This window comes from Pelomonas sp. Root405 (assembly GCF_001425165.1).
In the GTDB taxonomy this organism is placed as follows: Bacteria; Pseudomonadota; Gammaproteobacteria; order Burkholderiales; family Burkholderiaceae_C; genus Pelomonas.
In genome coordinates this window covers 408,847-430,432 of the sequence record NZ_LMDU01000014.1, presented here as the reverse complement: position 1 = coordinate 430,432, position 21,586 = coordinate 408,847, and the positions used below count along the sequence as shown (strand labels likewise).

The following is a 21,586-nucleotide window of genomic DNA, read 5'->3' as shown; positions in this document are numbered from 1 at the left end:
CCATGTTCCAGCAGCTCGGCGTGATCGGATGCGGTCTGATGGGCGGCAGTTTCGCGCTGGCGATGAAGCGCGCCGGACTGGTCAAACGTGTCGTCGGCTACAGCAAGTCGCCGTCGACGACGGAGCAGGCCAAGAAGCTCGGCGTCATCGATGTGGCTGCGGAATCGGCGCTACTGGCCGTGTCGGGTTCCGACATCGTGCTGATCGCCGTACCGGTTTCGGCCACCGAGAGCACGCTCAAGGCCATCCGCCATCTGGTCAACCCGGGCGTGCTTTTCATGGACGTGGGCTCGACCAAATGCGACGTCATCGAAGCCGCGCGTCGCGCCCTGGGTGACCGCTCCTCCAGCTTCGTGCCCTGCCACCCGATCGCGGGCAAGGAATCGGGCGGCGTCCAGCATGCCGAGGCCAACCTCTACGAAGGTCGCCAGGTCATCCTGACGCCCCAGCCCTTCACCAACCCGCAGCTCGTGCAGCGCGCGACCGATGTGTGGTCAGCGCTGGGCGCCACGGTGTTGAAGATGCGGCCGCACAACCACGACGCCGCGTTCGCTGCCGTCAGCCATCTGCCCCACCTGCTGGCCTTCGCCTATTTCCAGGCCATCGCCGAGCAGCCCGCTGCGCGTGACTACCTGAGCCTGGCCGGCCCGGGCTTTCGCGACTTCACCCGCATCGCCGCCGGCGAGCCGGCCGTCTGGCGCGACATCCTGCTGGCCAACAAGCATGAAGTCCTCGCCCAGTCCAAGCGCTTTCGCACCATGCTCGACCAGCTCGAAGCGCTGATCGAATCGGGTGACGCGCCGGCCCTGGAAGCCGCGCTGCGCCCCATCTCCGAGGGCCGCGCGGCCTGGGGCAATCCTCCTCCTGCAGTCCCGCCGGGCCGCCCGGCTGGCAAGTGATGTTCAAGATCCCCTTCCTCGACTTGCCGCCCCTGCGCGGCGCCGCAGGCACGGTGCGCCTGCCCGGCTCCAAGAGCATTTCCAACCGCGTGTTGCTGCTGGCAGCCTTGAGCGAGGGCAAGACCTTCGTGCGCGACCTGCTCGACTCCGACGACACCGCCGTCATGCTCGATGCCCTGCGAGCCCTCGGCTGCGGCGTCTGGCGAGAGGGCGACGCTGTCGTCATCGACGGCCTCGGCGGCCAGCTCCGGGCCAAGGAAGCGAAGCTCTTCCTCGGCAATGCCGGCACGGCGATGCGCCCCCTGACCGCCGCGCTCGCGCTGCTGGCGGCGACACAGGGCGGCACTTTCGAGGTCTCGGGCGTGGCGCGCATGCATGAGCGGCCCATCGGCGACCTCGTTGATGCGCTGCGTGGCCTGGGCTGCGAGATCGACGACCTCGGCAACGCCGGGTATCCGCCGCTGCGCCTGCGCGGGCCGGCCGCACTCGCTTTGAATATCCCCGTTCGAGTGCGGGGCGACGTATCCAGCCAGTTCCTCACCGCACTGCTGCTGGCCCTGCCCCTGGTTGCTGACCGCGACATACGCATCGAAGTCATCGGTGAGCTGATCTCCAAGCCCTACATCGAGATCACGCTGGCGCTGCTGGCGCGCTTTGGCATCGCCGTGAAGCGTGAGGACTGGGAGGCGTTCGTCATTCCCGCCGGCAGCCGCTACCGCTCTCCGGGCGAAGTGTTCGTCGAGGGGGACGCCTCCTCGGCGTCCTACTTCGTCGGCTTGGGCGCGATTGCGGCGACCGATGCGCCCCTCCGCATCGAAGGCGTCGGTAGCGAGTCTCTCCAAGGGGACGTGCGCTTCATCGAGGCCGCCGCCGCCATGGGCGCCGAGGTGAAGACGGGGCCCAATTGGCTGGAAGTCCGCCGGGGCGCCTGGCCGCTCAAGGGCATCACGCTGGACTGCAACCACATCCCCGATGCGGCCATGACGCTGACGGTGATGGCTCTCTATGCCGATGGCCCGACGACCTTGACCAACATCGCCAGCTGGCGCGTCAAGGAGACCGATCGCATTGCCGCAATGGCAACCGAGTTGCGCAAGTTGGGCGCAAACGTCGATGAAGGCCCTGACTGGATCCGGGTGCAGCCGCTGCGCGGCTGGAAGGCGGCGGCCATCCACACCTACGACGACCACCGCGTCGCCATGTGCTTTTCGCTGGCGGCTTTCAACGGCCTGGTCACTGACCATGCCGTGCCGGTCCGCATCCTGGAGCCGCACTGCGTCGCCAAGACCTTCCCCGACTATTTCGAGACCTTGTTCGGCGTCGTCAGTGCCAACGCAGAAGACGTTCCCGTCATCACCATCGACGGCCCGACCGCCTCGGGCAAGGGCACCCTCGCGGACGAGGTAGGCAAGGCGCTGGGCTTTGGCGTGCTCGACTCCGGCGCCCTCTACCGCGTCACCGGCCTGGCCGCGCGGCGGGCCGGCCTGGATCTGGACGATGGCGCGGCCGTTGCAGCCATCGTGCCGACCTTGCAACTCGCCTTCCGCAACGGCCAGGTCTTCCTTGGCCAGGAAGATGTCAGCGCGCGGCTGCGCGCCGAGGCCACCGGCCTGCTGGCGTCGCAGGTGGCCGCCCACGCCGAGGTGCGCCAGGCCCTGCACCAGCTGCAACTCGATTTCCGCCGCCTGCCAGGCCTGGTGGCCGATGGCCGGGACATGGGCACGGCTGTTTTTCCGGACGCCAGCCTGAAGGTCTTCCTCACGGCAAGTGCCGCCACGCGGGCCGAGCGCAGGCATAAGCAATTGATTTCCAAAGGTATTTCGGCTAATATCACGGGCTTGCGCGAAGATCTGGAGGCGCGGGACGAGAGGGACAAGAACCGCTCGGCCTCGCCTTTGAAGCCCGCGCAAGACGCGCAGTTGCTGGACAACTCGGCGCTGACCATCGAAGCCTCGGTGGATCAGGTGCTGGGATGGTGGCAGCAGCGCCGGCCCTTCTGACCCACGTCAGAGGGACCCAGGCCTGAGAAGCCACGGCCCGCGGCCCTTCCCTCCGAACGTCAGTTCACTGAGGGTCGCGATGTCAACAACTTAACCCGCAGCTTGTCTGCACGCCGCGTCGGGGCTCCCCGCCGCATCAAGGTCCAATACATGTCCCAAACCCAAACCGCCCAAGCTTCCGGCATGGAATCCTTTGCCGCCATGTTCGAGGAGTCGCTGCAGCGCTCCGACATGCGCGCTGGCGAAGTGATCTCGGCCGAAGTCGTTCGTGTCGAACACAACTTCGTCGTCGTCAATGCAGGCCTCAAGTCCGAAGCCTACGTGCCCATCGAAGAGTTCAAGAACGACCAGGGCGAACTGGAAGTCCAGGTCGGCGACTTCGTGTCCGTCGCCATCGACGCGATCGAAAACGGCTACGGCGACACCATCCTGTCGCGCGACAAGGCCAAGCGGCTGGCCTCGTGGCTGAGCCTGGAAACGGCCCTGGAGTCCGGCGACTTCGTGACCGGCACCGTCTCCGGCAAGGTCAAGGGCGGCCTGACCGTCCTGGTCAACGGCATCCGCGCCTTCCTGCCCGGCTCGCTGCTGGACACGCGCCCGGTGAAGGACATGAGCCCTTACGAGGGCAAGACCATGGAATTCAAGGTCATCAAGCTCGACCGCAAGCGCAACAACGTTGTGCTGTCGCGTCGCGCCGTGGTCGAAGCCTCCATGGGTGAAGAGCGCGCCAAGCTGCTCGAGACGCTGTCCGAAGGTGCCATCGTCAATGGCGTGGTCAAGAACATCACCGAATACGGTGCGTTCGTGGACCTGGGCGGCATCGACGGCCTGCTGCACATCACCGACATGGCATGGCGCCGTGTCCGTCACCCGTCGGAAGTCGTGACGGTTGGCCAGGAACTGACCGCCAAGGTCCTGAAGTTTGACGCCGAGAAGAACCGCGTCTCGCTGGGCATCAAGCAGCTGGGCGACGACCCGTGGTTCGGCGTGGCCCGCCGCTACCCGACCGGCACCCGCCTGTTCGGCAAGGTCACGAACATCGCCGACTACGGCGCGTTCGTCGAGATCGAGCCAGGCATCGAAGGCCTGGTGCACGTCTCCGAAATGGACTGGACCAACAAGAACATCGCCCCCAGCAAGCTGGTCTCGCTGGGCGACGAAGTCGAAGTCATGGTCCTCGAAATCGACGAAGACAAGCGCCGCATCAGCCTGGGCATGAAGCAGTGCAAGGCCAACCCGTGGGAAGAGTTCGCCGAGAACGTCAAGCGCGGCGACAAGGTCAAGGGCCCGGTCAAGTCGATCACCGACTTCGGCGTGTTCGTGGGCCTGGCCCAGGGCATCGACGGCCTGGTGCACCTGTCCGACCTGTCTTGGGACGAGACCGGCGAAACCGCCGTTCGCAACTTCAAGAAGGGCCAGGAAGTCGAAGCCGTCGTGCTGGCCGTGGACGTCGAGCGCGAGCGCATCTCGCTGGGCATCAAGCAGCTGGACAGCGACCCGTTCACCGCCTACACCACGATCAATGACCGTGGCGCCTCGGTGACCGGCAAGGTCAAGACCGTGGACCCGCGCGGCGCCGAGATCGAGCTGGCTGAAGGCGTGATGGCCTATCTGCGCGCTTCGGAAATCTCCCGCGACCGCGTGGAAGACGCCCGCAACGTGTTGAAGGAAGGCGATGAAGTCACCGCCGTCGTCGTCAACATCGACCGCAAGACCCGCAACATCCAGCTGTCCATCAAGGCCAAGGACAACGCCGACAACCAGGAAGCCATGACGCGCCTGAGCCAGTCGAGCGAGCGTGAGAACGCCGGCACCACCAGCCTGGGCGCCCTGCTGCGCGCCAAGCTCGACAACCAAGGCAACTGATCGCCCTGGAAGTCCGCCCGGCATCCTCGTGATGCCGGGTATGCTCCCCACAGGCTCGCCGGCATCGCCAGCGGGCCTGTTTCAATTCCACGCTCCGCCACGCCTTGCCAAGCCCCGCCATGACCCGCTCCGACCTTGTCGCCGTGCTCGCCGAACGCTTTGGCCAACTGACCCAGCGCGACACCGAGTTCGCCGTCAAGACCATCCTCGACGCGATGAGCGATGCGCTCGCGCGCGGCCACCGCATCGAGATCCGCGGCTTCGGCAGCTTCTCCATCAGCCGCCGTCCGCCCCGCGTGGGGCGCAATCCGCGCAGCGGCGAACAGGTCATGATTCCCGAGAAGCTGGCACCTCACTTCAAGCCCGGCAAGGCGCTTCGCGAGGCGGTCGACGAGCATCTCCCAGTCACGGACGCCTGAGCCAGAATCCGGGGCCATGCGCACCCTCGTTTGGCTCCTGCGGGCCCTGCTCTTCTTCACGCTGTTCGCCTTCGCGCTGAACAACAGTCACGACGCCGTCGTGCGCTGGTTCTTCGGCCACGAATGGCGCGCGCCTCAGGTCATCATCGTGTTGCTGGCCTTCGGCTTCGGTGCCGCGTTTGGCGTGCTGGCCATGGTGCCCGCATGGTGGCGTCACCGTCGTGCCGCACAACGCGTAGAGCCGCTCCCCGGCGCGGTCACCCCGGCGCCTGACGCGCCCCCGTCCCTGTCCACGCCTTTCGCTGCCCACCAAGATGGAGTTTGATCCGCGCTGGCTGCTCTTCGTCCTGCCCGTCGTCTTTGTCCTCGGCTGGCTCGCCTCCAAGCTTGACTCCAAGCAGTGGAAGCTCGAACAGCGTGATTCACCCAAGGCGTACTTCAAGGGGCTGAATCTGCTGCTGAACGAGCAGCAGGACAAGGCCATCGACGCCTTCATCGAAGCCGTCCAGAACGACCCCGACACGTCCGAGCTGCACTTCGCCCTGGGCAGCCTGTTCCGGCGCCGCGGCGAGACCGAACGCGCCGTGCGCGTGCATGAACACCTGCTGCGCCGCGGCGACCTGCCCAAGACCGACCGCGACCGCGCCCAGCACGAGCTGGCCCAGGACTTTTTCAAGGCCGGCCTGTTCGACCGCGCCGAGGCCGCCTATGCCGAACTGCGCGGCAGCGCCTTCGAGCGCGAGGCGCGCCTGGCGCTGCTGTCGCTGTACGAGCGCTCGCGCGACTGGTCCAAGGCGGCCGAAGTCGCTGCCGAGCTGGAGGCCGCCGGCACTGGCTCCTTTTCGGGCCGCATCGCCCACTACCTTTGCGAGCAGGCCCTCGTCGCGCAATCTCAGGGTCATGCCGACCTGGCGCAGGAGCTGCTGAACCAGGCACAGCGCCGCGAGCCCGAGGCGGCACGCGCCTATGCACTGCAAGGCCAGTTGTTGCTGAAGGCCGGTCATCCGGAGGCCGCGTTCGCGGCCTTCGGCAAGCTGCTGGCCGCCAATCCGGCCGCCTTCAACCTGGTCGCTGCCGACTGCGCCACGGCCGCGCAGCAACTCGGCCAACCCGAGCGCGCCATCGCCCTGCTGCTGGAGCAGTACCAGCGCGCGCCCAGCATGCATCTGCTGCGGGCGCTGTCCGCATTGCAGCCGGCGCCGCAGCGCGAGCGCCTCGCCGCCCACCTGCGCGAACAGCCCGCCCTGTCCGCCGCCACCGAATTGCTCAAGCTCAACGCTGCTGCGCTGCCGACCGGTGAAGCCGTCGCCATGGTGCAGACGCTGGAGAAGGCCACCAAGCCGCTGCTGCGCTATCGCTGCGCCGCCTGCGGCTTCGAGGCCGCCCACTACTTCTGGCAATGCCCCGGTTGCCTGAACTGGGACACCTATCCTCCGCGCCATGTTGAAGAACTCTAAGCGCACCATCGTCTGCATGAAGTGGGGCACCAAGTACGGCCCCGAGTACGTCAATCGCCTCTACGCGATGGTTCGCCGCCATCTCAAAGGCGACTTCGACTTCGTCTGCTTGACCGACCGTACCGAAGGCATCCGCGGCGAGGTGAAGTGCTTCCCCATCCCCGAGCTGACGCTGCCTAACGGCGAGCCTGAGCGCGGCTGGAAAAAGCTGACGACATTCAGCCCCATCCTTGTCGAGCAATACGGCCTCGACGGCACAGGCCTTTTCCTCGACCTCGACGTCGTCATCGTCGACGACATCACGCCCTTCTTCGTGGTACCGGGTGAGTTCCTCGTCATCCACGACTGGAAGCGCCCCTGGCGCGTCACCGGCAACTCCTCGGTCTACCGCTGGGAACTCGGCGCCCACCAGGACGTACTGACCGAATTCGTCGCCGACCAGGCCAAGGCCAAGGCCGATTACCGCAACGAGCAGGCCTTCCTGAGTGCCGTGCTGCACCGGCAAGGCAAGCTCAAGTACTGGCACGATGCCTGGTGCGCCAGCTACAAGTACCACTGCATCCCAGCCTGGCCCACCAGCTACTGGCGTGACCCCTTCATCCCCGAGGGCGCGCGCATCCTGATCTTCCACGGCGTCATGAACCCGCCCGACGCGCTGGCCGGACGCAGCAACGGCAACTGGCGGCACGCCCGGCCGGCGCGGTGGATCGCCGACCATTGGCGAGAGTGACTCGCGGATGACCACGGCTGTTCTCGTTCTCAAGGCCTTGCTCGTTCTCCTCACGCTGCTGTTCCTGCGCGAGGTCTGGACGGTGCTGCGCGCCCGGGTGCCGGCGCGCACACGCGAGACCGTCGTCGGCGAAGGTCGCTGCGAGGCCGACATCCCCAAGGTGATCTGGACCTATTGGCACACCGCGCCGCCACCCGACTTCATCACGGCCTGTGTCGAGAACTGGCGCCGTTTCGCGCCCGACCATGAGATCCGGCTGCTGAATCGCGACAGCGCGCCCGGCTGGCTGCCCGGCCTGCGTGCGGACTTCGATGCCTTGCCGGCCTACCGCCAGGCCGACTGGCTGCGCATCCAGCTGCTGGCCCGCCATGGCGGCATCTGGCTCGACGCCTCCATCCTGCTCGCCCGCGATCTCGACTGGCTGCACCAGCAGCGCGCCCATCGCGCGGCCAGCTATGTCGGCTTCTACATCGACCGCTTCACGACGCGCCCGGACCAACCCATCGTCGAGAACTGGCTGATGGCCGCCGCACCCGGCTGCCCGTTCACACGGGACCTGGCCGAGGCCTTCGACAAGGCGCTGGACGAGGGCGCTGAAGCCGTGCTCGCCCGGCTCGCTGAGCAAGGCCGCGCCAGCCGGGTCCTGCAACGGCTGGACCACGATTCGCAGCGCTACCTGCTGATGCATGTCGTGGCCGCGGACCTGCTGGACCGCCATGGCGCGGGCTACCGCCTGGCCCTGCTGCGCGCCGAGGACGGCCCGTTCGCCTGGCTGTGCGGCGTGGGCTGGCGCAAAACCCATCTCTATGTGCGCGTCGCGCTCACCCCCTGCCCGCGCCGGTTGCCGGCAGTGCTCAAGCTGCGCGGCAACGACCGTCGCGTCATCGAGCGCCACTGGCAGCGCGGTCGCGTCCTGCCCGGCAGCGCCCTGGATGAATTGATCCGCCGTCCATCGTGACCTGGCTCAGCTTGCTGTTGCCGATGTACCGGGTCGAGGCGTGGCTGCCGGCATGCATCGACTCGCTGTGCGGCCAGCTCGACGACAGCGTCGAGGTCGTCTTCGTGGACGATGCTTCCCCCGACGGCTCTGCGGCGCTCGCCACAGCCCTGCTGCCCCAGGCCCGCGTGATTCGCGAGCCGGTCAACCGCGGCGTCAGCGCGGCGCGCAACCGGCTGCTCGACGCGGCGCGCGGCGACTACCTCTGGTTCATCGACCCGGACGACCTGCTGGAGCCCGGTGCCATCGCGCAGCTCAAGGCCGTGATTGCCGAGCACCGGCCGGACCTCGTCACCTGCGATTTCCGCGTCTTCGACGACGGCCCGTCGACCACTTCCACCAAGCCACGTCACCGCCACATCACAAGCTTTGACGGCCCGGCGGGCATGTTGATGGCCGATGTGAACCAGCGCCTGCGCGGCCTGTTCGCCCGCGGCCAGTTCCATCCGTGGAGCAAGATCGTGCGGCGTTCGTGCTGGCCGGCCGGGCTGCGGTTTCCCGAGGGCCGCGTCTTCGAGGACATGGCCGTCTACCCCCGCCTGGCACTGCACACGCCTCGCCATGTGCATGTGGCCGAAGTGTGGGTCGCTTACCGCCAGCGCGCCGGCAGCCTGCTCGGCCACCTGGACGCAAAGCGGCTGGACGACTGGACCGCGGCGCTGGACGGCCTGGCCACCGAGTTGCCGCCGCTTGATGACGACACCCGCTTCGAGATCGCCCACTTCTGCGCCCGCACGCTGCTGCGCGCCCGGCGGCGGCGCCAGCAGCTGGGCGGCGAGGCGCTGGCAGGGCTGAGGACCGACGCCGAGCGCTTCGACCACAGCTCGCCGCTGAACCGCCGAGAGCTGCGGTCCGCCTACTTCAAACGCGGCCGCTGGCTGCGCGCCCTGCAATGGTGGCGCAGCGCGTGATCAGCGCCTCGTAGCGCTCGCGCATCAGCGCCACGCCGTGCTCGGCCAAGGCACGCTCGCGGGCCGCGGCGCCGAGGCGGGCCGCCAGCGCGGGATCATGCAGCAGCCGCGCGATGGCGTCGGCCAAGGCGGCCGCATCGCCCTCGGGCACCAGCAGCCCGGTCACGCCGTCCTCGACGACGCCCCTCACACCGATGACGTCCGACGCGATGCAGCCGCAGCCGGCGGCCATGGCCTCCACCAGGGCCAGCGGCATGCCTTCATAGTGCGTGGACAGCACGTAGATCGCCTGCGACCGCAACAGCCCGGGCATGTCGCCGTGATGGCCGAGAAAACGCACCTGGCCACCCAGGGCCATTTGCTGGACCTTGGCCTGCATGCGCGCCTGCCGCGGGCCGGTGCCAGCGAGCTGCAACGGTGGCCTCAGCCCATGACGCGAAGCCAGCAATGCCATCGCATCGATCAGCGTGGCATGGTCCTTCTGACGCGCGAAACGCGCCGACATCAAGACGCCCGCTTCCCGGTCGCCACCGGCTTGCGCAAAGCGCTCAAGGTCGATGCCATTCGGAATCGCGATCGTCTTGTCCGCCGGCAGGCCCTGCGCCAGCAGGCTCTGCCGAACGCCCTCGCTGACGCCGACCAGCGCGGCCGAGCGCCGCGCCAGCTGGCGCGACTGCCAGCGGCTCCAGGCGGTGTAGCGCTCGCGCGAGTTGTGCTCGACCTGGATCAGCACCGGTACGCCGGCCCGCACGCCGGCATGCCGGCCCAGCAGGTGCTCGGGAAAGCCGTGCGCCAGCAGCGCCGCGGGCTGCAAACCTCTTAGCAGCGATGCCAGCTCTGCGATGGTCACGAGATGCGACCAGCCCGACACCAGGTGCACCGACAGCCCCTGCGCCTTCAGCGCCTCGACGCGGGCCATGGGCGTGTGCCGCTTTCGCCTGAGCACGAGGACCGGCTCGAACGGCCCGCCCCGCAGCGCCGAAAGACAGAGATCGACGGCAACCTGCGTCGCGCCGGAGAAGCCGCCCGTCACGAAATGGACCACGCGAGGTCGGTCGGCGGGCGGGGTCTCATTCGGCATTGCGCGGCAGTGTAGGAGAGACAATCGCGCCCCATGTCTTCCGACGCCAACGCCTCCATCGCCAGCCGCCTGCGCCGCTTCGTCTACCCCCACCGCTGGGGCGCCGTGCTCACCGTGCTGGCCTTCGTCGGCGTCGCGGCCACCGAGACGATGATCCCGAGGCTGGTTGGCTATGCCTTCGGCGAAGGCTTCGCCAAGGACGCCTTTCCGCTGTGGATGGTGCCCGCCGTGCTGATCGGCCTGTATCTCGTGCGCGGGGTGTTCGGCTTCGCGGGCCAGTACCTCTTCAACTGGACGCTCACGCGCAGTGTGACGGACTTCCGCGCCGCGCTCGTCAACGCCTTGTTGCGCCTGGACGCCCAGGTCTACACGCGCATGCAGGCCGGAACGGCGGTCAGCAAGGTGGTCAACGATCCGCAGCAGATCCTGCAGCTGGTCGGCAATGTGGGCCTCAGCGTGCTGCGCGATGGCCTGCCCGCCATCGCCATGGTGGGCTACCTCTTCGTGCTGAACTGGCAGCTGACCCTGCTCAGCCTGATCGTCACGCCGCTGATGGCGCTCGTCATGAAGAAAGTCAACCAGCGCATGCGCATCATGTCCACGCGCGCCTACGACTCGCAGCTGCTGCTGGTCAACAAGGTCGACGACATGACGCGGGCCTGGCGCGTGGTTCGGCAGTTCGGCGCCGCGGCGCACGAGCGCGAGCGCTTTGCCGAGGTGTCCCAGGTCGTGCGCCGCAACGACCTCAAGACGGCCGCGGCCGCCGCGCTGGCCCAGCCGCTGTCCCAGCTCGTCGCCAGCGTCGGTCTGTCCTTCATCATCTGCGTGGCCCTGTGGCAGGCGCGTGCCGATGCCACCGGCGTGAAGGCCTTCGCCGAGTTCGTGACTGCGCTGATGCTGCTCACTTCGCGGCTGCGCCACCTGTCCGACCTGGCTGCGCCGCTGACCCGTGCGACGGTGATCGCCAAGGGTTGCTTCGAGCTGATGGATGCGCCCAAGGAAGCCGACAGCGGCACGACGGAGCTCGCCGTGCCGGCTCAGGGCGACATCGCCATGGAGGCCGTGCGCCTCACCTACCCCGGCGCCTCCCAGCCAGCGCTGGACGGGTTGGCCCTGAGCTTTGCCGCCGGACGCACGACCGCCCTGGTGGGGGCCTCCGGCGCGGGCAAGAGTTCCATCATCCATCTGCTGCTCGGCTTCGGCCGGCCGGACGCCGGGCGCATCTTGCTCGACGGCACCGACATCGAGACGTTGACGCGCCTGTCCCTGCGCCGCCAATTCGCCGTCGTGTCACAGGACATCGTGCTGTTCGACGACTCGGTCGCCAACAACATCGCCTACGCGCAGCCGCGTGACGAAGCCAAGCTCGAAGCTGCGCTGCGCGCCGCCCACCTGTGGGACTTCGTGCAGACGCTGCCCGAGGGCGTGGATACCCACGTCGGCGCCAACGGCAGCAAGCTGTCCGGCGGCCAGCGCCAGCGCCTGGCGATTGCCCGCGCGCTCTACAAGGACGCACCTATCTGGATCTTTGACGAAGCCACCTCGGCGCTCGACACCGAAAGCGAGCGTGCCGTGCAGCAGGCATTGGCGGCCTGGTCCGGCCGCAAGACGCTCATCGTCATCGCCCACCGGCTGTCGACCATCCGCGACGCCGACGCCATCCATGTGCTCGGCGCTGGCAAGCTCGTCGAGACCGGCACGCACGCCGAGCTGCTGGCCCGTGATGGCGCCTATGCGTCGATGGTGCGGGCGCAGGCGGGCGAGCCATGAAGCGCCGCGGCCTGCTGCTGTGGGCTGCATGGTCCATGCCGGCGGCACTGGCCCAGACAGAGGTCGAGGTCAACTCGGCGACGCGAGCCGAACTTGAATCCCTGCCCGGCCTGGGCCCGGCTTTGGTCCAAAGGCTGCTGGCGGCACGACCGTTTGCCGACTGGGGCGACCTGATGAAACGTGTGCCGGGGATACGCGCGGCGACGGCGGCGAAGTTGTCGGGTGCAGGCTTGCGCGTGGGCGGGCGACCCTATGAGCCACCCAAATAATTGAATTTAAATAATTCACCGTATAAATTTCGATTTCTTGATTCGTACGGTGATGAGTTATCTTCCCCTGCCCGACAACGCCGCCCGTCAGGTGATCGACTCCGCGGTCATCTTTCAGGCCTGGCTGAAAGCCTCTGCCGAGGCGCAGCGCTTTGCCGGCGGCATGTACTTCAAACGCGAAGGCGACTACGAGTATCTGGTCAAGACCTCACCGACCAACCGGCAGCAACGTCTTGGCCGGCGCAGCCCCGAGACCGAAGCGGCCTACCTGTCCTTTACCGAGGCCAAGCAAGCAGCGCAGGAGCGCAGCAAGTCCATGGGCGCGGCGCTGCATGAGGCCGAACGCATGAACAAGGCGCTGAAGGTGGGCCGAGCGCCGAACTTGGTCGTTGACGTGCTCAATGCGCTGGAAGCGTCTGGGCTGAGCCCGCACTTCACCGTCGTGGGCACGCATGCGCTCTACGCCTACGAGACGGCAGCCAGCGTCCGCATCGAGGCCGGCGCCATGTCCACGCAAGACGTCGACCTGCTCTGGGACGCCCGCAAGCGCGTTCAGTTCCTCGGCACGATGAAGAAAATGGACAGCTCGATGCTGAAGGTGCTGCAGCAGGTGGACCCGACGTTCCGGCGGATCGACACGCAGCTTGAATCGGTCATCAACGGCAAGGGTTTCATGGTCGACTTCCTCCGCCGGATGGCCGTGGACGGCGACCCTCATCCGTTTCGATTCACTGCTGACGAGGACGACCTTTGGCCGGTTCAAGCAGAGCGCGCCGAAGCCTTCCTGAACACGCCGCGCTTTGAGCAGCCTATCGTGTCGGTGACCGGCCGCATGGCGCTGATGCGCACCATCGCACCGCAGGTGTTCGTCGACTTCAAGCGCTGGATGTCTGGCCTCGACGACCGGCCGCCGGCCAAGCGACGGCGCGACCGGTTGCAGGCCGACATCGTTCAGCAGATGCTCGACGAGAAGCTGCTGCTGATTTGATCAGCGCGCCATCCGGTTCCTGATGACACCCATCAGCGGGCCGTCCAGCGGCAGCTTGTCGCCGTTGCCCTGTTCACGCAGGTAGTACACCTGGCCGGCGGGGAAGGCGGGCGGGATCTCGTAGTCCATGCCTTCCCAGACATCTTCGCGGAAGCTGTAGAAGGCCCAGTGGGCGCCGTGGGCGTTGAGCGCGTCGAGCACGTCGCCCAGGTAGGCGCCGCAATCTGCCCACACCCGCACGCAACCCAGCTCGCCGGCCACCATGCGGTTGGCCGGCACGCCTTTGGCCTTGGCCCAGGCAAACGGCACACCGAGAAACTGCTGCATCGCCGCCTTGTCGAAGCTCAGCGTCTTGTCGCCCCAGGTCACCTTCGAGCCCGGGTAGCGCAGCTGAGGCCGGCGCTTGATCTGCGGCGCGCTGGTGAGGTTCCAGGGCTCGTACATGTGGAAGGCGTAGAGCAACTTCGCGTCCTTCAGCGGCGTCCAGTGGCTGAAGCTCCAGGCATGCGCGTACCAGCCACCGTCGAGCATGAGCGGGGTGTCCGCATCGACTTCTCGGATGGCGGCGATGAGCTGCGCGTAGAAGACCGGCAGGTCATGCGTCGTGCCCTGGTGCTTGGCGTACCAAGCCTTGCGCACCTCGGGCGCGGCCTGTTCGTCCAGCCCCATGCCCTTCTCGGGCGTCGGCTCGTTGAGCAGGTTGTAGCCCGCCAGCGCCGGATGGTCCTTGACGGCCGCGGCCAGGTCGCGCCAGAAGGTGGCGGACTGCGCCCAGTACCGGCGGTCCCTCCAGAGCCGGTCGTCCTGCCTGTCCTGGTTGTGCTGCACCCAGCGGTTGCCGGGAAGGGACAGCGGCACCAGCACGACCTTGATGCCGGCAGCGTGCGCTGCGTCCATCGCCTGTCGCAACAACGTCAGGTCCGGCGCGGGGATGCCGCGATAGTCGTCGGCATCGCCGATCAGAAAGTCGCGCCCCTGCCCCTTCCACTTCGAGAACGTCAACCGCACCCAGGTGGCGCCGGTGGCCTTGAGCGCACGGAAATAGGCTTCGTCGGGCGGCCTGCCGTTGAAGCTGTTGCCGCCATGGCGGGGGGTGTCCCAGAACGCGATGTCGGCCGCCTGCGCCGGAACGGCAAGGAGCCCACAAAGCAATGCAACCACAGAGGCACAGAGGCACGGAGACATAGACTTGATTGAAGACCTCTGTGTCTCAGTGCCTCTGTGGTTGCCTTTGAATTCCATTCAAACGCTCGCCGCGAAACCCGCTGATCGGCTGCGCCGAAGCAGCGCTGGGTCGATCTGCGGCGCGCGCGCCGGCCAGCCGAAAAAGCGCTGCACCTCGGCGCGCTTGGCCAGCGTGTCGCTCATGCCCAGGTTGATCAGCTCGTTGATGAAGCTGGGTTCGAACAGCAGGTAGCTGACCAGCGCCGAGCCGCTCATCGCGTTGCCCTTGCCGCTGACGCCGAAGGCTCGCAGCATCGCCCGCACGGAATGCGGCAGGCTGGCCTGGTGCTCCGCGGCCAGGTCGTCCAGGCGGCGGCTGGGCGCGATGACGAGCAGCTCGATGGGCCGCAACGCCGTCGAGGCACGCGTCTCGCGCGACAACAGCGCCAGGGTGCGGTTGATGCGGCGCAGGCGCTCGACGTCGACCGACAGCGCATCCAGGAAAATGTTGGACAGCGCATGACCGGCAATCTGGGCCATGCTGGGATGCTCGTCAGTGGCGCGGATGCGTCGGCCCTCGGGCTCCTTCATGCGGCCCGCGCCGATGACGAGCACGCGCTCGGCGCCCAGGTGCACGGCTGGCGAGATCGGCGCGCTCTGGCGCATCGAGCCGTCGCCGAACCATTCGGGCATGCCTTCCAGGTCAAGCAGCTCGGCCGGGAAGATGAAGGGGATGGCCGACGAGGCCATCAGATGACTCAGCGTCAGCCGCGCCTGCACGGCCATGCGCTGCTCACGCAGCCACGGCACGACATGGTGGTGGGTCTGGAAGAAGGTGACGTGCTGGCCCGAGGTGTAGCTGGAGCCGGTCAGCGCCAGCGCGCGCAGGTGGCCGCCGTCCAGCATGGTCTCGATGCGATCCATGCTCAGGTACGTGCCGAGCAGGTCACGCAGCGGCGAGTTGTCGAGCAGGCTCTTGGGCCGGCTGCGCCGCCAGCGCGCAATCGCCCAGCCCAGGCTGAGCATGCTCAGCCAGCGCGCGCCACTCTTCACGGCCTCGAACGCGTCGGCGCGGTAGATGTTCTCAACGTGCAGGCCCTGCCACAGGTGCAGCAGGCCGTCGACGGCGCCGTCGAAGTCATCGGCATGGCAGGCCAGCGTGGACGCATTGATGGCGCCGGCCGAGGTGCCGCTGATGATGGGAAAGGGGTTGGCCGTGACGCCGGCGTCGCGGCGCAGCTGGGCGATGGCAGCCAGCACGCCGACCTGGTAGGCCGCACGCGCGCCGCCGCCGGTCAGGATCAGGCCCGTGACCGGCTGGGGGCGGACGAGCCCCATGTCCCGCGTGGGAGAGGGCCTGGGCACGGCTTGCAGCATCGGCGAAATCATCGCCGATGGCGGGCCTCATCCAGCTTCGTAAATGACCTCAGCTGCCGTGCCCAATTTCGCTAAAGCTTCGTCTGCGGGCCAGAAGCGGCTGGCTTCGCCCAGTTCCACCAGCCAGCGCGCGCCCACCTTGTCGCCCTCTGGCTCGGCCTTGACCGACACGCGCACCGGCAGGCCGACCTTGCGTGTGCCGCCCTCCTCCATCTCGACGTCGCGCGGCGGGAAGCGCTGCACCAGCTCGTGCACCAGGCCCGCCGCGCCGGCATTACCGATCAACAGATGCCGGCCGAATTTGGCGCGCGCGGCGGCCAGGCCCCACACGGCCTGCACATTCATGCGCAGGCCGCCGGAGAAGCGGTCGTTCTGCACCTTGCCCTGGGCAATGATGAGTTCGTCCTCGGCCAGCAGCTCCTTGTTGGCGTTCAGCAGTTCCTCGTTGGCCACGGCCTCGATGGCGTCGCTCTTGTCGTCGAGCTTGAAGATGGCAACGCGGCCGCGCTGGCCGTTGATGATGCGCAGGTCGCTGACGATGCCGGCCACCAGCGTCGGCTCGCGGCTGTCGACGAGGTCGGCGATCTGGCGCTTGACGATGCGCCGCACCTCGGCGCCGCCATGGTCGAACAGGTGACCCGACAGGTAGAAGCCGATGGCCGTCTTCTCCAGCGACAGCCGCTCCTTGATGCTCCATGGCGCCGCGTCGACGAGGTCGGGCTCGGCGGTGGACGAGGCGTGCGAATCGCCGAAGTCGAACAGGCCGCCCTGGTCCGCATTGGCCTCGGTGGTCTCGGCATGCGTGTAGCCACGGCCCACGCTGGCGAGCAGCTTGTGGCGCTCGGGGTTGATGCTGTCGAAGGCGCCGGCCTTGATGAGCGCCTCGACCGCGCGCTTGTTGACCGACTTGCGGTCCACGCGCAGACAGAAGTCGTAAAAGCTCAGGAACGGCCCGCCCGATTCACGCGCCGCGATGATGGCTTCGATGGCGCCGCGGCCCGTGCCCTTGACGGCGCCGAGGCCGTAGTTCACCAGGCGGTTGGTCATCGGCTCGAAGCGATAGACGCCCTTGTTGACGCAGGGCGACTGGAACTCGATGCCGAAGATCTTCGCGTCGTTGAGCAACACCTTGAGCTTGTCGGTGTCGTCCATTTCGATGGTCATGTTCGCGGCATAGAACTCGGCCGTGTAGTGCGTCTTCAGCCAGGCTGTGTGATAGCTCAGCAATGCATACGCGGCGGCGTGCGACTTGTTGAAGCCGTAGCCCGCGAACTTTTCCATCAGGTCGAAGACCTCGTCGGCCTTGGCCTGGTCGATGCCCTTCTCCGCGGCCCCCTTGCGGAAGATCTCACGGTGCATGGCCATCTCCTCGGCCTTCTTCTTGCCCATCGCGCGGCGCAGCATGTCGGCGCCGCCCAGGCTGTAGCCACCCAGCACCTGGGCCGCCTGCATCACCTGCTCCTGGTAGACGAAGACGCCGTAGGTCTCCTCCAGCACCTGGCCGAGCAGCGGGTGCGGGTACTCGATGGTCTCCTTGCCGTGCTTGCGCGCGACGAAGGACGGGATCAGGTCCATCGGCCCCGGGCGGTACAGCGACACCAGCGCGATCAAGTCCTCGAAGCGCGAGGGCTTGGCGTCCTTCAGCAGGCGCTGCATGCCGGGCGATTCAAACTGGAACACGCTCTCGGAGTAGCCCTTGCCGAACAGGTCGAACACCTTCTTGTCGACCAGCGGCACATTGGCCCAGTCGAAGTCCTTGCGCTCGGGGTAGCGGGCGACGATGAAGTCCTTGGCGAGCTCCAGGATCGTCAGCGTCGCCAGGCCCAGGAAGTCGAACTTGACGAGGCCGATGGCCTCCACGTCGTCCTTGTCGAACTGGCTGACGGCGCTGGTCGAGCCCGGCTGCTGGTACTGAGGGCAGAAGTCGGTGATCTTGCCCGGCGCGATCAGCACGCCGCCGGCATGCATGCCGATGTTGCGCACCATGCCTTCCACGCGGGCCGCCAGCTTCAGCAGCTCGGCCACCTCCTCGTCGGCAGCCTCGCGCTCCTCCAGCTCCGGTGCCTCGTGGCGGGCGTAGATGACCTTGGACTTCTCGGGGTCGAAGTTCGGCGGCAGCTTGGCCAACGTCACCGCCTTGCCGGGCGGCGCCGGGATCAGCTTGGCGATGCTGTCCACATGCCCGTAGCCCATGCCCAGCACGCGGCCGATGTCGCGCAGCGCGGCCTTGGCGGCCATGGTGCCGAACGTCGCAATCTGACTGACCGCCGGGCGGCCGTACTTGTCCTTGACGTAATCGATGACGCGGTCGCGGTTGCCCTGGCAGAAGTCGATGTCGAAGTCGGGCATCGACACGCGCTCGGGGTTCAGGAAGCGCTCGAACAGCAGGTTGTATTTCAGCGGGTCCAGGTCGGTGATCAGCAGCGCATAGGCCACCAGCGAACCCGCGCCCGAGCCCCGGCCCGGGCCGACCGGGCAGCCGTTTTCCTTAGCCCAGCGAATGAAGTCCGACACGATGAGGAAGTAGCCCGGGAAGCCCATCTTGATGATGGTGTTCAGCTCGAACTCCAGCCGCTCCACGTAGCGCGGACGCTCCTTGTCGCGCTCGGTCTCGTTGGGGAACAGGTGCTTCAGCCGGCCCACCAGCCCCTCGTGGCTCAGCTCGCGGAAGTACTGCTCCATCGGCATGGGCGTGCCGTCTGCCAGCAGTGGCGTCGGGAAGTTCGGCAGCTGCGGCTTGCCCAGCACCAGCGTCAGCGAGCAGCGGCGCGCGATCTCGGTGGTGTTGCGGATGGCGCTTGGAATGTCCTTGAACAACGCGCGCATCTGCGCCTGCGTCTTGAAATACTGGCTGGGCAGGAAGCGCTTGATGCGCTTGGGGTTGGCCAGCGTCTCGCCTTCGGCCACACAGACACGCGCCTCGTGCGCCTCGAAGTCGTCTTCGCCGAGGAACTGGATCGGGTGGGTCGCCACGACCGGCAGGCCCAGCTCGGCGGCCAGCGGCACGCTCGCCTGCACGAGCGCTTCTTGGCCGGGCAGACCGGCGCGCTGCAGCTCGATGTAGAAGCGGTTGGGGAAGAAGGCCGCAAGGCGCTGCGCCCACTCCCGTGCGCGCACCTTGTCGCCCTGCATCAGCGCCTGGCCCAGCCCGCCGTGCTGGGCGCCTGACAGGCAGATCAGCCCGCCGCCCAGCTCCTGCAGCCACTCCCATTTCAGGCAGGCCTGGTTGCGCTGCACGTTATCGATCCACGCGCGTGACAGCAGCTCGCTGAGATTGAGATAACCCTGGCTGTCCTGCACCAGCAGCAGCAGCCGGGTGGGCGGCTTGTCGGTGGCGTCGGTCTCCAGCCAGCAGTCCGCGCCCAGGATGGGCTGCACCCCCTTCTTGCGCATCGCGCTGTAGAACTTGATGCCGCCGAAGAGGTTGGCCAGGTCCGTGATGGCCGCAGCCACCTGCCCGTCCGCGGCGGCCGCGTCGGCGGCGTCATCGGTGCGCAAGGTTCCGTCCACGACCGAGAACTCGGTGTGCATGCGCAGGTGGACGAAGGGAAGTTCTTGCGGATTCTGGGCAGCGGTCTCGGGCATTGCGGCATTGTAGGAATGCCGCTCCCGGGCCACGCCTGGCCGCCACGCCCGCCTGCCGTAAACGCTTTCACGCAAAAAGATTAAGTATTACTTTTAATCGATATCAACTCTCGAATCGGCGTTACCGCGAGGTTACGGCGGCTAATTAGTCATGTTTAATCTTTCCAGGCTGCACGACGAGGCGGCCGGCAACACGACCGGAGACAACCCATGTTCCTGACCTTGAAGCGCCTGGTGCGCTTTGCTGCTGGTTGCGTTTTCGCCGCCGGCCTGGCCACCAGCCATGCCGCGCCGTGGGCGCTGACCGGCTCCCTCGGCACCCACGACCCGCACATCTACAAGACCAGTTCGACCTGGTGGCTGTTCGAGACCACCGACAACGGTGGCATCGCGGTCAAGTACTCGAGCAATGGACGCGCCTGGACGCAGGGCCTGCCCATCTTTGGCAACGGCCTGGCCTGGTGGAAAACCTATCTGCCGGCCGACAAGACCGCCATGGTCTGGGCGCCGGGCTGCGGCGAGTACGGGTCGCTGGGCTATTGCTACTACGCCATCTCCAGCTTCGGCTCGCAGAAATCGGCCATCGGCCTGGCGACCTCGGCGGGTGGCATCGCCACCGGGCAGTGGGTCGACCAGGGCGCCATCCTGAGGTCCCAGGCCGGCGACGGCTACAACGCCATCGACCCGGCCTTTGTCGTGGCCGCCAACGGCGATCCCTACCTGGTGTTCGGTTCGTTCTGGAACGGCATCTACATCACGCGTGTCAGCAAGGTGAACCTCAAGCCGCCCACGGGCGGCCTGGTCAACATCGCCCGGGACACGGTCAACGGCATCGAGAACGGCTTCGTCGTCCGCCGGGGCAGCTGGTACTACCTGTTCGCGTCCAAGGGGGCCTGCTGCAGGGGTGCGAACAGCACCTACTACATCACCGTCGGCCGTTCGACCTCCATCACCGGCCCTTACGTCGACAAGGCCGGCAAGTCGATGATGTCGGGCGGCGGCACCGTCCTGGCGACCAGCGGCAGCCGCTTCAAGGGCCCGGGCGGGCAGTCGCTGCTGGCTGACGGCGCCGTGATGGCCTGGCATGCCTATGACGCGCAGAACAACGGCGCGCCGGTGCTCTTCGTCGGCGACGTGACCTGGGGGTCGGACGGATGGCCGCAAGCGGTCTGGTGATCGCCCCGCCGGCTGCGCTGGCCCTCGGGCTGGCTTTGCTGGCCTGGGCGTGGTGGGGGCAGCCACTGATTCACGTCGAGCCAGCGGGCCCGGCCGTGGTTGCCACCACGCCGACCCCTGCCTTGCCGGCAATTGAAACGCCACGTCCGGCAAGGCAAGCCGCTGCAGCGGCATCGACGCCCTCCCCCGTGGACCTGCCCGGCTTGCTGGCTGCACCGGAGTCAGCGCTGCGAGCCAGCGTGCATGCCGCGCTGGCGGCCCGCGCAGACGGTGGGAGGTTGTATGCCCGTGCGCTCGCGCGGCGCTGCGCACTGCTGGCCGGCCTGCCCGCGCCCGAGCAGCCGCCCGACGTCAACGATGCCCGCCACCAGCGCGCGGTCGCTCGCCAGGCGGCGCTGGCCGCCGGCTGCGGCCAGTTCGCCAACTCGGAGTGGCTGGCCTTGGTCAACATCGCGCCCGACGAACCGACGTCCGGTGACCCATTGCTGGCCCTGCAACAGTCCGACCTCGACGACACGGCTCTGCTGCAGGCCGTGATGGCGCGGCCCGACCCGCTGCTGCTGGACGAACTCGGCAAGCGCCTGCTGCTGCGCCGCATTTCGGGCGAGCCGACGCTGTACTTCGACGGGCAGCGCTTCGACACCGAGACCGACCGCGCCACCGCATCGGCGGCGTTGCGCCTGCTGCCCTGCCACTTCGGGCTGGCCTGCGACGAGCGCGACCCCGACGTCTGGCTGGCCTGCCTGCGGGGTGACGGCTGCACAAGCTCGCGCTTCGAGCAGGAGGCCGTCGCCGCGCACGCGCTGGCAGTCCGTGTGGCGGAGGCGTTACGGGCGCGTGAGCTGGCCCGCTTCATGCCGCCGTCCTGATCCTGCGCGCGGGCGCCGTTAAGCTCGG

18 protein-coding genes are annotated in these 21,586 nt (G+C 67.5%); 14 read left to right on the top strand and 4 right to left on the bottom strand.

Annotation, left to right across the window (positions count from 1 at the left end; all coding sequences use genetic code 11):
- The first annotated feature begins 2 nt into the window (after nt 1-2).
- From ASC81_RS19885 to ASC81_RS19845, 9 genes are all read left to right on the top strand, one after another.
- Nucleotides 3-899, top strand: a complete 897-nt coding sequence (locus ASC81_RS19885; RefSeq protein ID WP_056270928.1) for a prephenate dehydrogenase/arogenate dehydrogenase family protein — start codon at nt 3-5, stop codon at nt 897-899.
- The gene (locus ASC81_RS19880; protein WP_056270925.1) at nt 899-2,899 is read left to right on the top strand and encodes a bifunctional 3-phosphoshikimate 1-carboxyvinyltransferase/cytidylate kinase; all 2,001 of its coding nucleotides are present in this window, start codon (nt 899-901) and stop codon (nt 2,897-2,899) included. The genes ASC81_RS19885 and ASC81_RS19880 overlap by 1 nt, the downstream gene beginning before the upstream one ends.
- Nucleotides 2,900-3,049: 150 nt before the next feature.
- The gene (gene rpsA / locus ASC81_RS19875; protein ID WP_082536668.1) at nt 3,050-4,765 is read left to right on the top strand and encodes a 30S ribosomal protein S1; all 1,716 of its coding nucleotides are present in this window, start codon (nt 3,050-3,052) and stop codon (nt 4,763-4,765) included.
- Between the two features lie 119 nt (nt 4,766-4,884).
- On the top strand, nt 4,885-5,184 hold the full coding sequence (locus ASC81_RS19870) for an integration host factor subunit beta (RefSeq protein ID WP_056270919.1): 300 nt from the start codon (nt 4,885-4,887) through the stop codon (nt 5,182-5,184).
- A gap of 16 nt (nt 5,185-5,200) precedes the next feature.
- Nucleotides 5,201-5,509: a lipopolysaccharide assembly LapA domain-containing protein gene (locus ASC81_RS19865; protein WP_056270915.1), complete on the top strand. Its 309-nt coding sequence runs from the start codon at nt 5,201-5,203 to the stop codon at nt 5,507-5,509.
- Nucleotides 5,499-6,641 (top strand): lipopolysaccharide assembly protein LapB, encoded by a 1,143-nt coding sequence (gene lapB, locus ASC81_RS19860; RefSeq protein ID WP_056270912.1) that lies wholly within the window; start codon nt 5,499-5,501, stop codon nt 6,639-6,641. Before ASC81_RS19865 ends, lapB begins: the two co-directional genes overlap by 11 nt.
- Nucleotides 6,625-7,371: a hypothetical protein gene (locus tag ASC81_RS19855; protein ID WP_056270909.1), complete on the top strand. Its 747-nt coding sequence runs from the start codon at nt 6,625-6,627 to the stop codon at nt 7,369-7,371. The genes lapB and ASC81_RS19855 overlap by 17 nt, the downstream gene beginning before the upstream one ends.
- 7 nt (nt 7,372-7,378) lie before the next feature.
- The gene (locus tag ASC81_RS19850) at nt 7,379-8,329 is read left to right on the top strand and encodes a glycosyltransferase family 32 protein (RefSeq protein ID WP_056270908.1); all 951 of its coding nucleotides are present in this window, start codon (nt 7,379-7,381) and stop codon (nt 8,327-8,329) included.
- Nucleotides 8,326-9,279: a glycosyltransferase family 2 protein gene (locus tag ASC81_RS19845; protein WP_056270905.1), complete on the top strand. Its 954-nt coding sequence runs from the start codon at nt 8,326-8,328 to the stop codon at nt 9,277-9,279. The genes ASC81_RS19850 and ASC81_RS19845 overlap by 4 nt, the downstream gene beginning before the upstream one ends.
- Here ASC81_RS19845 and ASC81_RS19840 read toward each other — a convergent pair.
- Nucleotides 9,230-10,360, bottom strand: coding sequence for a glycosyltransferase (locus ASC81_RS19840; RefSeq protein WP_056270902.1), 1,131 nt, complete (start codon nt 10,358-10,360; stop codon nt 9,230-9,232). The two genes, ASC81_RS19845 and ASC81_RS19840, sit on opposite strands and share 50 nt — an antisense overlap.
- A gap of 33 nt (nt 10,361-10,393) precedes the next feature.
- On the opposite strand from ASC81_RS19840, the gene ASC81_RS19835 reads away from it, so the two are divergent.
- The 3 genes from ASC81_RS19835 to ASC81_RS19825 are packed head-to-tail and all read left to right on the top strand — an operon-like array spanning nt 10,394 to nt 13,387.
- Nucleotides 10,394-12,130 (top strand): ABC transporter ATP-binding protein, encoded by a 1,737-nt coding sequence (locus tag ASC81_RS19835; protein ID WP_056270900.1) that lies wholly within the window; start codon nt 10,394-10,396, stop codon nt 12,128-12,130.
- The gene (locus tag ASC81_RS19830) at nt 12,127-12,399 is read left to right on the top strand and encodes a helix-hairpin-helix domain-containing protein (RefSeq protein ID WP_056270897.1); all 273 of its coding nucleotides are present in this window, start codon (nt 12,127-12,129) and stop codon (nt 12,397-12,399) included. The genes ASC81_RS19835 and ASC81_RS19830 overlap by 4 nt, the downstream gene beginning before the upstream one ends.
- A gap of 52 nt (nt 12,400-12,451) precedes the next feature.
- A complete protein-coding gene (locus ASC81_RS19825) occupies nt 12,452-13,387 on the top strand; it encodes a GSU2403 family nucleotidyltransferase fold protein (protein ID WP_056270894.1) in 936 nt (311 codons plus the stop codon).
- On the opposite strand, the gene ASC81_RS19820 is transcribed toward ASC81_RS19825, so the two are convergent.
- From ASC81_RS19820 to dnaE, 3 genes are all read right to left on the bottom strand, one after another.
- Complete coding sequence (locus tag ASC81_RS19820) at nt 13,388-14,548, bottom strand: glycoside hydrolase family 5 protein (protein ID WP_200946911.1); 1,161 nt, start codon at nt 14,546-14,548, stop codon at nt 13,388-13,390.
- Between the two features lie 81 nt (nt 14,549-14,629).
- Nucleotides 14,630-15,889: a patatin-like phospholipase family protein gene (locus ASC81_RS19815; protein WP_056271825.1), complete on the bottom strand. Its 1,260-nt coding sequence runs from the start codon at nt 15,887-15,889 to the stop codon at nt 14,630-14,632.
- 66 nt (nt 15,890-15,955) lie between these two features.
- A complete protein-coding gene (gene dnaE, locus ASC81_RS19810; protein WP_056270889.1) occupies nt 15,956-19,513 on the bottom strand; it encodes a DNA polymerase III subunit alpha in 3,558 nt (1,185 codons plus the stop codon).
- Between the two features lie 210 nt (nt 19,514-19,723).
- Between dnaE and ASC81_RS19805 the strand changes: the two genes are divergently transcribed.
- Nucleotides 19,724-20,689, top strand: coding sequence for a glycoside hydrolase family 43 protein (locus tag ASC81_RS19805; protein ID WP_082536667.1), 966 nt, complete (start codon nt 19,724-19,726; stop codon nt 20,687-20,689).
- Nucleotides 20,690-20,877: 188 nt separating this feature from the next.
- The gene (locus ASC81_RS19800; RefSeq protein WP_056270887.1) at nt 20,878-21,558 is read left to right on the top strand and encodes a hypothetical protein; all 681 of its coding nucleotides are present in this window, start codon (nt 20,878-20,880) and stop codon (nt 21,556-21,558) included.
- Nucleotides 21,559-21,586 lie beyond the last annotated feature (28 nt).